This is a genomic window from Burkholderia sp. HI2714 (assembly GCF_002223085.1).
GTDB classification, from domain to species: domain Bacteria; phylum Pseudomonadota; class Gammaproteobacteria; order Burkholderiales; family Burkholderiaceae; genus Burkholderia; species Burkholderia lata_D.
Window position 1 is genome coordinate 316,456 of the sequence record NZ_NKFM01000053.1, and the last position, 11,648, is coordinate 328,103.

Here is an 11,648-nt window from a genome sequence, read left to right on the forward strand (position 1 = left end):
TGCATCGGGAGCGCGGCTTTTTTCATGGCGGACGATATGTCCCGCATCGACGGATAACGTCGCCCGATTCGAAGCGAAGGGCGAGCCGATGGCGCACTTCATGTCGACGCCCAGTTCCCTGGGCGCGGACGACCGGGCGCCGGCCGGGCCGGACACGCGACGGTGACGATCGATCGTCAAACCACGTCAGACCCGCTTTGCCGATCGATCCGCGATGGTTAGAATTGCTTCATGCCTCAAGCCCCCGCCCCCAGCAACGCCCCCGAAGCGAGCGCCGTCCCGGTCAAGGAACGCGCGACCATCGTCTGCTACCGCGGCGAGCAAGTCCTGCTCGTCGCCCGCGCGGCGTCGCGCTGGGCCCTTCCCGGCGGCACGATCAAGCGTGGGGAATCGCCGCTCGAAGCCGCGCATCGCGAGTTATCCGAAGAAACCGGCATGACCGGCCAGCATCTCGTCTACTCGATGCAGTTCACCGGCCTCGCCAAGATCCATCACGTGTTCTTCGCGGAAGTCGGCCCGGACCAGACGCCGCAAGCGAACAACGAGATCGAGAAATGCAAGTGGTTTCCGATCGACAACGTCGACGGGTTGCGCGCCAGCATTCCGACGAAGCGCATCGTCGAACTCGTTTACCAACACGAAATCAGCAAAGCGTAGCGCGCGACGGACGAGCGTATTCACGAGCCGGCGGCCGGCTCAAGTCGTTCTTCGTCGTGGATCCGCGACGCGCGAGCGCTCAGAGCGCGCGCTTTCTGCGTAATTCGCGTGTGGAATAGACGATGAGGAAGATGCCAAGCATCGCGGCGCCGGACGCCATGAAGTCGTTCGCACTTCCCGAGCTTTGCAGGGATCTCGGGAAAATGCCGAGACTCAATCCTGCGGCAGCAAGAAGCAATCCTGCAGCCACGCCCCAGATCGGTCCGGCGGTCTTGTCGATTTTATTTTTCATGCAGCACCCATCTACAGTCATTACCTGAACGGTATCGGCAAGGGACGCCGCGTCTACCTTCAGTGATTCGACTATAGCCCGGAAAAAAATCGCAAACTTTTAGTGCTTTTCCCGATCAAGTTTTGGCGATTGCAACCGCTGGCGCTGTCGTGCAATTGCCAGTCGATCGAAGCGCGCCGGGTCGAAAAGATGAAACAGGGTGGCGGAAGGCAGCAGACGCCGACTGCTGTTCCCCAAGGCCCGCCAGGTAAGACTCCCCAATCTCAGATGGCGCCCTACCCACGATCCTACCCATATTGGGCCCGGCCGCGATCCAATATCGGCCTCAATGCCTTACGGGAAAAGGGCGTCCGACGAGAGTGTTAGCTATGTCAAATAATTCGATGTGCGTTGAGGCATCACGTACACACGGGGCGCACCGAAGGCGACGCCACTTCGCTACTCAATAGTGCAAATGCGCTTGAACCACGCAATCTGCGATTGGCAAAACTCGAGGTATGCGCGAACGATGGCCGACGGATGCCGATGCGACGGATATAGCAGATTCACTTGTTGTTCAGGCAATGGATAAGACGGAAGCACGGCGACCAATCGGCCCTGCCGAACAGGTTCCGCGGCCAGGAACGGTGGAAGCTCGGTGACGACTTCGCCCGCGATGGCACGGCTGCATAAGTACGTGTAGTCGTTGGTGGACAGGATAGGATCGGATTCGAAAGTCTGTTCGCCCAGGCGCCAGCCACGGCTGACTTCGGCTACGGGACTCCATACCGCGCACGGGAACCGGTGCAGGTCGTCAGGCGAGTTCGGCTCGCCCAGCGTGTCGAGCAACGAAGCGCTGGCCACCAGCACGTGTCGGTAAGTCAGCAATTGGCGTGCGACCATCGACTCGTGTGCAATCGCGCCAACGCGCAGCGCGACGTCGATTCCATCTTCGATCAAATCCACGCGCCGCTCGGTCGCATACGCGTGCAAATGGATATCCGGATATCGCTTCTGGAACTCGGACAACAGTGTCCACCACACGTCGAACCCGGGCGGCAGCGAAAGGCGCAGCCGCCCTTTCAGCCGCGCTTGATCGCTGACGACGGCCTGTTCCCCTTCGGCAAGCATCTCGACGCCGCGACTGGCATGTTCGTAAAGCCGAGTTCCGGCCTCCGTCAGTTTGGTGCCGCGAGCGGTCCGTTCGAGCAACTGGACCCGGAGTTGCTGTTCCAGCGCACGAATGCGGCGACTGACCGTCGGCAACGGTATCGCCAATCGTGTCGCGGCGCCCGAAAGGCTGCCCGTCTGCACGACGCTGACGAAAATCCGGACATCGTTGAGATCCAATTTGGCCTACCAAAAATGAAAGCATGAGTCTCATTTTAACCAGTTCCATTGCGGATATCGACAACCCAGAATGAGCCCTTCGAATCGACGAAGGGTGCCCGATACGGTCGCCCGCCTGGAGAAAGCATGAAAGCCTACGTGATCGAACGCTTCGGTGGCCCGGACGTGCTGCAATTGCTCGACATCCCGCAGCGTGAGCCAGGATCCGGAGAAGTGAGGATTCGCGTGCGCGCGTTCGGGCTCAATCGTGTGGAAACGCATCTCCGTGCAGGGAAGCTTGGTTCGAACGATCAGGCGTACCGTGTGCCGGGTATCGAAGCTGTCGGCGAAGTCCTTAACGATCCTTCGGGTCTGTTTCACACCGGGCAAGCTGTCGCGACCGCGATGGGCGGGTTGCAGTTCACCCGCCCGGGTAGCTACGCGGAAGAAGTCACCGTACAGCGGAGCAACGTGATCGCCCTGGACGGCAGCATGCTTTCATGGGCCGAACTGGCGGCACTCCCGGGAGCCTATATCACGGCAATTGGCGCACTCGACAAGATGTTGGCGAGCGCCCGCGGCCAAACACTGCTGATTCGCGGCGGTACGTCCTCCGTCGGCCTCGCGGCCATCGCCTATGCGAAATTCCGTGGGGTCACGGTGATCGCGACGAGCCGCGAAGCTGCCAACCTGCAACGTATGCGTGACGTCGGTGCGGACCTCGCACTCCTGGACGACGGGCAGATCGCGTCCGCGGTCAAGGCAGTGGTTCCGTCCGGCGTCGACGCGGTATTCGAGGCGGTCGGCGCCAGCACACTGAGAGATTCCGCTCGTGCATTGCGCCAATTCGGGATGCTAAGCATTGTCGGATTGCACGGTGGGACGGAGCTCGAGTCATTTCATCTGATGAAGGATCTGCCTAACGGCGTGCGGCTTGGTTTCTTCTCGTCCGCGCTGTTCGGCACGAGCGCGATGCCTGCCGCCGACGTTCCGCTGCTCGCCATCGCTCGCGCGACGGCGGATGGCGACATTCCATCGCTGCGAACGCATACGCTGGATTTCGACGAACTTCGTCGCGCTCACTGCCTGATGGAAAGCAATCGCGCACTGGGAAAGATCGTTGTGACCATTTGACCAGGCACCGGTAAGTTCACTGCCAAAGCACCTTCAACATTTCTATAAACATAGGACTACGATATGAAATACAACGCCACGGCCGATCATTTTCGATCGGCGACCGATGTCGAAAGATTCCAGCCGGCCACCATGCTGGCTGCGCGAATTCTTCTAGTGTTGATCTTTCTGCTTTCCGGCCTGTCGAAACTCGCCGCGCCGGATGCGATTCGCGCTTACATGGAAGCCAATCACGTGCCGGCCGCGCTGTTCGTGCCGACGGTGCTGTTCGAGATCGGTACGAGTCTACTGATCGTCGCCGGTTATCGCGTACGCATCGTGGCGGCGCTGCTTGCCGGCTTCTGCGTCATCACCGCCGCGCTCTTCCACAACCAATTCGCGGATCAGACGCAGACGGTGATGCTCCTGAAGAACGTGTCCATGGCCGGCGGCTTCCTGCTGCTGGCGAGTGTCGGCGCCGGCCGTTTCAGCCTGGACGCGAAGCTCGCGAACCCCGAGGATCGCGGCGAAGCTCGCGATCGCGGTCATCCCGTTACCCCCCCGCAAGACGAAAGGAGCCTGCAAGTGTCAAACATCTCTGAAGTGATCAAGTCGCGTATCTCGGCGAACCGGTACGACACCGGTCGAAAATTGTCGGACCCGCAGATCAGCGAGCTGATCGAACTCGCCACCCGTGCGCCGTCCGCGTTCAACCTGCAAAACTGGAAGTTCGTCGCCGTGCGTAGCGATGATGCGAAAGCGCGCCTGCTTCCGCTCGCGTTCGGGCAGCAGAAGGTAGCGGATGCAGCGGTCACCTTCATCGTGTGCGGCACGCTCGATCCGCACCTGACGCTTGCCGACGCGCTGAAGCCGACGCTGAATGCCGGAATCATCGACGAAGGCCTGTACAACGGATGGGTTGGCGCGGCGCGCAACATGTATCAGGACAATCTGACGTTCCAGCGCGACGAAGCAATTCGCTCGGGGTCGCTGGCGGCGATGACGCTGATGCTGGCTGCTCAGGGCATGGGTCTCGCGTCCGGCCCGATGATCGGGTTCAACCCGCAGGGCGTCGCCGATGCTTTCGGTCTCGCACCGACGGACGTTCCGGTCATGCTTGTCACGGTCGGCTATCCGTCCTCCGGCAACTGGCCGCAGAAGCCGCGCAAGCCGGTATCCGACGTGCTGTCGTTCGCCTGAACGACGGATCAGCGCGACGCATCGTTGATGCGAAGTCGGGAAAGACTGTCCGTTACGATGCTCGCGCGCCATCGAATCCTCACTACCAGGAGTGGATGCATGTTCCCGTGGAACCTGTTCAAAAAATCGTGCCTCGCTTCGTTCGCTGCTCATCATGTCATCGAGCCGAGCGCGGGCGCGTCGGTGCGCGTCGCCGATAACCTTGCCGCGTTCGCGAACGAGATGCGCACGTCGTATCGCGCGATGATTCCGTCGGCCGGTAAGCCCGACGAGGTCGATCGTGTGCTCGCGGTCGACGTGCCCGCCCCGGATTCCGCACGGAAGATTCCCGTGCGCATCTACCATCCAGGCGGCCCGCAAGCCGAGGCGACGCTTCCGACCGTCCTGTTCGTACACGGCGGCGGATTCGTGTCCGGCGACCTCGACACGCACGACGTGCTTGTGCGGGCGATCGCCGTCCGCACGCCTGCGCTGGTCATTTCCGTCGACTATCGGCTGGCCCCCGAATACCCGTTTCCGGCTGGCCTCGAGGACGTATACGCCGTGCTGCAATGGGCGGCAGGCAACGTGACCGAGTTCGGCGGCGATCCGCGGCGGATCGTCATTTGCGGCGACAGCGCCGGCGCGACCCTGTCCGCGGCGGCCGCGATGCTTGCGCGCGATCGCCGCGGACCGATACTGGTCGGGCAGTGGTTGATGTATCCGTCGGTGAGCCTGAGGACGGATACGCCTTCGTGGGCCGAGCTGGGGCCTGCGAATTTTCCGACCCGGGAACTGATGCGCAACGTGATCGCGAGCTACGTACCGACAGGAACCAGCCCGTATGTGCCGCTGCTTTCGCCGCTCGAGGGAAATCACGCGGGTTTGCCGCACGCGCTGGTCCAGGTCGGCGAACGCGATCCGCTGCGCGACGAAAACGTTGCGTATTCCGATCGCCTGAACAGCGCGGGCACGCCTGCATCCGTCACGGTCTACGAAGGGCAGGCGCACGGTTTCATCCAGTTCTTCAAGGACAAGGCGAACCATTCGCTGGGCGAGCGCGCGTTGGACGAAGGCATCCGGTTTCTGCGCGAGCGCTTTGCCTGACGTCGGCGACCGGCCTGTTCGAGCAATGGCCGACATGAGTTCGTCCATGCTCGGTGCGCGATTGGCCGTGCGGAGCATGCACCGGCCGATCGCATGCTTTCGATCTGGGACATGAACAAATTCTCCGACATGAGCACGTTCGTGGCCGTGGTCGAATCGGGCAGCTTCTCCGAAGCCGCGCGCCGCATCGGCACGACCAAGTCGATCATCAGCCAGCGCATCCAGCAGCTCGAGAAGCGGCTCGGCTGTACGTTGCTCAGACGCGGCCGCCAGCTGCAGCTGACCGAACCCGGACGCGGATTCTTCGAGCAATCGAAGCAGCTCCTTCAGGAACTCGAACGAATCGAAGAAGCCGTGCGCGACGCCGACGCGAGCCTGCACGGCACGTTGAAGCTCGCGGTGCCGTCCACGTTCGTTACGCATCGTCTTGCGCCATTGATGGCGCGGTTTTCGGCAAACTATCCGGCGCTTTGCCTGGACATCGAGGCGGAAGACCGTCTGTCCAATTTGCAGAACGGCCATTTCGACGTTGCGATACGCATCGGCAAGCTGGCCGATTCCAATCTCGTCGCACGTACGCTTACCACCAATCACCATGTGATCTGCGCCAGCCCGGCCTATCTCGCGCGGCGCGGCGTGCCCGTGCATCCCGGCGACCTGTTGCAGCACGACGGGCTGATCTATCTGAACCGCGAGCCCAACGGGATGTGGAGCCTGCCGCTCGACGGCGCGCAGCAGTCGTTCAGGATCCGCATCCGCATGCGGACCGACTCGGGATATCAATTGCTCGCGGGCACGCTGGCCGGCCTCGGCCTCGCGATCCTCCCTACCTTCCTCGCAGCCGATGCGCTACTCGCGGGCGAAATCGTGCCGGTGCTGTCCGGGTACATGCCGTCGGGCGGGCAGATCTCCGCGCTCTACAGGAAAGCGATTCGAACGCCGCCCAGGATTCAGGCGCTGATCGAGTTTCTGACCGACGAGATCGGGCAGCCGGCGAGCTGGGACGCAGCGCTCATCGAACGCGGCATCCTGCCGCGCGACGGCCACCTGTAGCGACGATTCGCGTGTGCCGCACGCACGACACGGGGGCGCAGCCGCACGCGGCGTTCTGAAAAACCGAACGCCGGGTTCGCCGGCCGCCGCCTATGCGCGCGTGGCCGCGATTCGTAATCTGCTCCAATCCTCACCACGTAACCTACGATCATGAACGACGATACCCTGCAACACCCGGCGCGCCGCACGATGCTCGCGCAGACCCTCGCGCATTCGGCGGTGCTCGCCGTCGGCTCTCTGCTCGGCGGAGAAGCGAGCGCGGAACCAGATGCGCCCGCCGAGTGGCCCCGACGGCAAGCCACCAACAGCAGGCGCACGATCGACGTGCTGATCGTCGGCGGCGGCTCGGCGGGCGCCGTGATGGCCGCGCGCCTGAGCGAAAAGGCCGGCCGCAACGTATTGCTGCTCGAGGCCGGCCACAATTACGCCGCATGGGATTACCCGCACGTGATCGCGAGCAGCGACATCGTCGGCGGCGACGCCGGCCATGAATGGGGCTACCGGACGCAGACAGGCTACATCGATCATCCGATCCGGGCGTTGCGCGGCAAGGTGCTCGGCGGCAGTTCCGCGATCAACGGCGCAGTGGCAATCCGGGCGCGCGAGCAGGATCTGAAGAACTGGAACCTGCCCGGCTGGTCGTATGCGGACATGCTGCCGTCGTTCAAGCGACTGGAGAGCCGCGACAGCGGCAGTGCGGCGTTGCACGGCCACGCCGGCCCGCTGCCGGTGCGACAGCTGACTCGCGAGGACATCACGCCGATGCAGCGTGCGTTCGTCGATGCGACGGTTGCAAACGGCTACCGTGTGATCGACGATTTCGACGGGCCCGACGCAAACGGCGTCGGCCCGTATTCGATGAACATCGTCAACGGCGTGCGGGTCAACACGGGGATTGCCTATCTGACCAACGACGTGCGATCCCGAAAGAACCTGCAGATCCGCGGCGGCGCGCTGGTCGATTGTGTGTTGTTCGATCGGGACCGCGCCATTGGCGTACGGCTCGCGAATGGCGAGGAAATCCACGCGAACGAAGTGATCCTGAGCGCGGGCAGCTACGGCAGCGCCGCGATCCTGTTGCGCTCGGGCATCGGGCCGGGAGCGGATCTGCATGCGTTGTCGATCCCGGAGGTGGCGAATCTACCGGTCGGGCAACGCCTGAAGGACCACCCGTTCTACTACAACGCGTATGCCGCGCGTCCCGACAAGATCGGCGATCAGTCGCCCGTGATCGGTGCGTTCCTGTGGACGCACAGCGCGTCCGCGCAACCCGGCGACCTCGATTTGCATATCACGGCGACCCACCTGTTTCCGCACGATCAAAGCCCGACCAAAGTGGGGTTCGTGCTCGCGGTCGCGCTGACCCGCCCGTTGTCGGTCGGCAGCGTGAAGCTGGCGAGCCGCAAGCCCGACGAGGCACCCATCATCGATCTGAATTTCCTCGCCGACGAGCAGGATCGTGTGCGGCTGCTCGAGGGTATCAAGCTGGCGCGGCGCATCGGCAGTACCGCGCCGCTGTCGGGTCTGGTGCACACGGAACTGAATCCGGGCCCCGGCGCGGCGACGGATGAGCAGATTCTCGCCTCGGTCAAGTCGACTGTCGATACGTACCATCACCCGACTTCCACCGCGCCGATGGGCCGCGCGGGCGATCCGCACGCCGTGGTCGATCTCGACGCTCGCGTGCATGGCGTGCGCAACCTGCGCGTCGTCGATGCGTCGATCTTTCCCGACGCAATTTCGGTGGCCACCAACATCACGACGATCGCGACGGCCGAGCATATCGCACGTCGATACGTTTGATTCGAATCGGAGAACACATGGTTTCCACCACTCATGCATTGCACTGGATCGATGGCGAATGGGTCGACTCCCCCGCTCATCGCGATTCGTTCGACCCGGCTACGGGTACCGTAATCGGCCGCTACGCCGACGGCGGCGAAGCTGAAGCGCGTGCTGCCGTCGCTGCGGCGTTGCGCGAGTTCGATCGCACGTCCTGGAAGCGCGATGCGGGATTGCGCGCGAAAGTGCTGGAGGAACTTGCTCTTGCATTCGAACGGCACACCGACGCGTTGGTCGACCTGCTTTCGCTCGAAAACGGCAAGATCAAACCGGAAGCACGGTTCGAGGTCGAGATGGTGCCGTCGAAGCTGCGCTACTACGCGGCACTGGCACGCGCGGAGCGCGCGCACGGCGGCACGCCGCGTCCGGATGTCGTATCGCTCGTGCTGCGCGAGCCGATGGGCGTCGCCGGCATCATCGTGCCGTGGAATTCGCCGGTCGTACTGATGGTGCGCTCGCTCGCGCCCGCACTCGCGGCCGGCGCGACCGCTGTCGTGAAGATGCCGGGACAGACGGCGCAAATCAACGCGCTCGTCGCGAAGGTGATATCGGAGGCGCCGTCGCTGCCGCGCGGCGTCATCAACATGTTCAGCGAATCGGGCTCGGACGGCGCGAAATATCTCGTCGCGTCTCCCGATGTGCCCGTCATCAGTTTCACGGGATCGACCGCAACGGGCCGCGCGATCTCGGCCGCAGGCGCGCGGCGCCTGAAGCGCTTCGGCCTGGAACTCGGCGGCAAGACGCCGCACGTCGTGTTCGACGACGTCGACCTGGATGGTGCGTTGCCGGTCTTCGAGAAGTCGCTCACGGTGTTCGCCGGGCAATTCTGCATGACCGGGTCGCGCCTCCTCGTGCAGCGTAACGTAGCGGACGCGGTACGTACGCGTCTCGCCGCGCGCCTTGCCGCGGTGCGTGTCGGGCCTGCGGCGGATCCGCGCAGCGACATGGGGCCGTTGATCGATCGAGCCAATGTTGCGCGTGTCGACCAGGCTGTCGAACAGGCGATCGCGGCGGGCGCGAAAGTGCTGCTTCGCGGCGGCCCTGCGACCGACGAAGAGCTTGCCGGCGGTGCGTTCTATCGTCCGACGCTGCTCGAGGTCGCCGATTCGAAGCTCGACATCGTACAGAAGGAGACGTTCGGGCCCGTGATGACGCTGCAGATGTTCGATACGGAAGAAGAGGCGATCGCACTGGCCAATGACAGCGAATACGGCCTCGCCGCCGCGGTATGGACGCGCGACGTGCAGCGTTCGATGCGCGTCGCTCGCGCATTGCAGGCCGGCACGGTCTGGATCAACGATTGGGCGAAGGTCTACGACGAATTTGAGGAAGGCGGTTATCGGCAATCGGGTCTCGGCCGACTCAACGGTGCTGCGGCCATCGACGATTTCATCGAATTCAAGCACATCACACTGAGCACGGGAGCGTCGCAATGAAAGGCAAGATCGTTCTTGAGGAACACCTGACGACAGAACGCAACAACGCGCTGTGGGACGCCTCGGGCGAGGCCGATCGCAACGGCAAGGCGTATATGGAAGACGTCGATGCCCGGCTGCTCGATGCCGATCGGCGCATCGACGAGATGGACCGCTGCGGCATCGACGCAGCCGTGCTGTCTCTCACGTCGCCGGGAGCGCAGTCCATACTCGATCGCGCGCAGGCCATCGATTTCGCCAGGCGCACGAACGACGAGATCGCCGAGCATTTCACGTCGCGCCATGCCGGTCGTCTGCACGCGTTCGCGACCGTCGCGCTGCAATCGCCGCGCGACGCGGCGGACGAACTCGAGCGCGCGGTGAAGACACTCGGGATGAAAGGCGCACTGGTGAACGGCTATACGAATATCGGCAACGCCGACACTGCGCAGTATCTGGACGAAGCGCCAGTCTGGGAGTTCTGGGAGCGCGTCGCGCAACTGGACGTGCCGGTCTATCTGCATCCGCGCGAACCGCTGCCACACCAGCGGCGCATCTATGACGGTTACGCGTCGCTCGTCGGTTCGGCGTGGGGATTCGCGCACGAAACGGCGACGCATGCGATTCGGCTGATGTTGAGCGGGCTGTTCGACCGCTACCCGAACCTGACCGTGATCCTGGGCCACCTTGGCGAAGGCCTGCCGCTGATGCTGCCGCGTCTCGAGCATCGTCTGTACATGCAGCGTGACGGGACGGGTCGCGGCCGCGCGCAGCGTCCAGTGAGCGAGTACTTCGGCAAGAACTTCTACGTGACGACGAGCGGCCACTTTCATACGAAAGGCTTGCTGAATGCGATCAGCGAGATCGGCGTCGATCGCGTGCTGTTCTCGGCGGACTATCCATACGAAAGCATGGCGACCGCCAGCGAATGGTTCGATCGCGCGCTGATCAGCGAGAACGATCGAACCAAGATCGGCCGCACCAATGTGGAGCGATTGCTCATGTTGTAGCCTGCATGTTCACTGCAGCTCATCGCACGCTGATGGCAGTCCTACAACGTGCTTCGGACTCACGGATCGCGATCCACCTCCGGCCAGGGTCCGACGAGTCTGCCTGCGTTCCGATGAGATCGGCTCGAGACTCGCTGCCTGGTTGACCATGAAATTCCTCCGCGGCTCAAAATGCTGGAAATCGCGAAGGCATGCTCGCATCGACCAACCCGAGCAGCCATCCGAACCGCGTTCTACTCCGGGATGCGTATGAGCGAAATCCTGTGCGCGATCCCGACGAAGGACGGGTTCTCTCTCCGCACGACCAAAAACGGTCGACCGCGGTTGATTCCGATTCATCCGCGGATCGCCGCTATTGCCCGGAGCGTGAAATTTACCGAGCCGGCATGGAAGATCAAAGATGAGTGGATCAAGGCTCGCCGGAAATCGGGCCACCTGGTGACCGATCGACTCGCGGAAGCCGTCAAGAAGATCGGGCGATCGTGACTCAGTTACACGGATCGGGCAGAAAAACCCACACCCCAAGACGTTCAGCGGCCCAGTTTTGACGGCAGCGAATCGCCTGAAACCCTTGTGGCGGAAGGCAGCAGGAGTCGAACCTACCCGGGAGTGTCTGACACCCCCAACTGGATTTGAAGTCCAGCCGTACCACCGGATACGAATGCCTTCCGT

At 63.0% G+C, this 11,648-nt stretch carries 11 protein-coding genes, 1 tRNA gene and 1 pseudogene; 10 read left to right on the plus strand and 3 right to left on the minus strand.

Going from position 1 to position 11,648, the window contains the following annotated elements; genetic code table 11:
* Window positions 1–231 precede the first annotated feature (231 nt).
* Entirely contained in the window at window positions 232–657 is a 426-nt protein-coding gene (locus tag CFB82_RS28170; RefSeq protein WP_089486174.1) for an NUDIX hydrolase, read from the plus strand.
* A 79-nt stretch (window positions 658–736) separates the two neighbouring features.
* Here the strand turns inward: CFB82_RS28170 and CFB82_RS28175 are convergent, their stop codons facing one another.
* Together CFB82_RS28175 and CFB82_RS28180 are read right to left on the minus strand one after the other, a co-directional pair.
* A complete protein-coding gene (locus CFB82_RS28175) occupies window positions 737–949 on the minus strand; it encodes a hypothetical protein (protein WP_083266065.1) in 213 nt (70 codons plus the stop codon).
* A 438-nt stretch (window positions 950–1,387) separates the two neighbouring features.
* Window positions 1,388–2,278, minus strand: a complete 891-nt coding sequence (locus tag CFB82_RS28180) for a LysR family transcriptional regulator (RefSeq protein WP_089486175.1) — start codon at window positions 2,276–2,278, stop codon at window positions 1,388–1,390.
* Window positions 2,279–2,404: 126 nt separating this feature from the next.
* On the opposite strand from CFB82_RS28180, the gene CFB82_RS28185 reads away from it, so the two are divergent.
* From CFB82_RS28185 to CFB82_RS28220, 9 genes and pseudogenes are all read left to right on the plus strand, one after another.
* Window positions 2,405–3,391 carry a zinc-binding dehydrogenase gene (locus CFB82_RS28185; protein ID WP_089486176.1) on the plus strand — a complete coding sequence of 329 codons (987 nt, stop codon included), beginning with the start codon at window positions 2,405–2,407 and terminating at the stop codon, window positions 3,389–3,391.
* Between the two features lie 132 nt (window positions 3,392–3,523).
* A pseudogene (locus CFB82_RS44130) lies at window positions 3,524–3,748 on the plus strand (DoxX family protein); the annotation flags it as partial.
* 207 nt (window positions 3,749–3,955) lie between these two features.
* The gene (locus CFB82_RS43740; RefSeq protein ID WP_089342199.1) at window positions 3,956–4,570 is read left to right on the plus strand and encodes a nitroreductase family protein; all 615 of its coding nucleotides are present in this window, start codon (window positions 3,956–3,958) and stop codon (window positions 4,568–4,570) included.
* Between the two features lie 99 nt (window positions 4,571–4,669).
* Window positions 4,670–5,656: an alpha/beta hydrolase gene (locus CFB82_RS28195; RefSeq protein WP_256990495.1), complete on the plus strand. Its 987-nt coding sequence runs from the start codon at window positions 4,670–4,672 to the stop codon at window positions 5,654–5,656.
* 111 nt (window positions 5,657–5,767) lie between these two features.
* Window positions 5,768–6,709, plus strand: coding sequence for a LysR family transcriptional regulator (locus CFB82_RS28200; protein WP_089486303.1), 942 nt, complete (start codon window positions 5,768–5,770; stop codon window positions 6,707–6,709).
* A gap of 150 nt (window positions 6,710–6,859) precedes the next feature.
* Window positions 6,860–8,512 (plus strand): GMC family oxidoreductase, encoded by a 1,653-nt coding sequence (locus CFB82_RS28205; RefSeq protein WP_089486178.1) that lies wholly within the window; start codon window positions 6,860–6,862, stop codon window positions 8,510–8,512.
* A gap of 17 nt (window positions 8,513–8,529) precedes the next feature.
* Window positions 8,530–9,987 (plus strand): aldehyde dehydrogenase family protein, encoded by a 1,458-nt coding sequence (locus tag CFB82_RS28210; protein WP_089486179.1) that lies wholly within the window; start codon window positions 8,530–8,532, stop codon window positions 9,985–9,987.
* Window positions 9,984–10,976, plus strand: coding sequence for an amidohydrolase family protein (locus CFB82_RS28215; RefSeq protein ID WP_089486180.1), 993 nt, complete (start codon window positions 9,984–9,986; stop codon window positions 10,974–10,976). Before CFB82_RS28210 ends, CFB82_RS28215 begins: the two co-directional genes overlap by 4 nt.
* A gap of 249 nt (window positions 10,977–11,225) precedes the next feature.
* Window positions 11,226–11,462: a hypothetical protein gene (locus tag CFB82_RS28220; RefSeq protein WP_256990496.1), complete on the plus strand. Its 237-nt coding sequence runs from the start codon at window positions 11,226–11,228 to the stop codon at window positions 11,460–11,462.
* A gap of 88 nt (window positions 11,463–11,550) precedes the next feature.
* Here the strand turns inward: CFB82_RS28220 and CFB82_RS28225 are convergent.
* Window positions 11,551–11,646: transfer RNA gene (locus CFB82_RS28225), tRNA-Sec, on the minus strand.
* Window positions 11,647–11,648 lie beyond the last annotated feature (2 nt).

Bases quoted from the DNA above. Each gene is read 5' to 3' on its own strand.
- CFB82_RS28170 (WP_089486174.1), top strand. From the start codon at position 232: ATGCCTCAAGCCCCCGCCCCCAGCAACGCCCCCGAAGCGAGCGCCGTC.
- CFB82_RS28175 (WP_083266065.1), bottom strand. From the start codon at position 949: ATGAAAAATAAAATCGACAAGACCGCCGGACCGATCTGGGGCGTGGCT.
- CFB82_RS28185 (WP_089486176.1), top strand. From the start codon at position 2,405: ATGAAAGCCTACGTGATCGAACGCTTCGGTGGCCCGGACGTGCTGCAA.
- CFB82_RS28195 (WP_256990495.1), top strand. From the start codon at position 4,670: ATGTTCCCGTGGAACCTGTTCAAAAAATCGTGCCTCGCTTCGTTCGCT.
- CFB82_RS28200 (WP_089486303.1), top strand. From the start codon at position 5,768: ATGAACAAATTCTCCGACATGAGCACGTTCGTGGCCGTGGTCGAATCG.
- CFB82_RS28205 (WP_089486178.1), top strand. From the start codon at position 6,860: ATGAACGACGATACCCTGCAACACCCGGCGCGCCGCACGATGCTCGCG.
- CFB82_RS28210 (WP_089486179.1), top strand. From the start codon at position 8,530: ATGGTTTCCACCACTCATGCATTGCACTGGATCGATGGCGAATGGGTC.
- CFB82_RS28215 (WP_089486180.1), top strand. From the start codon at position 9,984: ATGAAAGGCAAGATCGTTCTTGAGGAACACCTGACGACAGAACGCAAC.
- CFB82_RS28220 (WP_256990496.1), top strand. From the start codon at position 11,226: ATGAGCGAAATCCTGTGCGCGATCCCGACGAAGGACGGGTTCTCTCTC.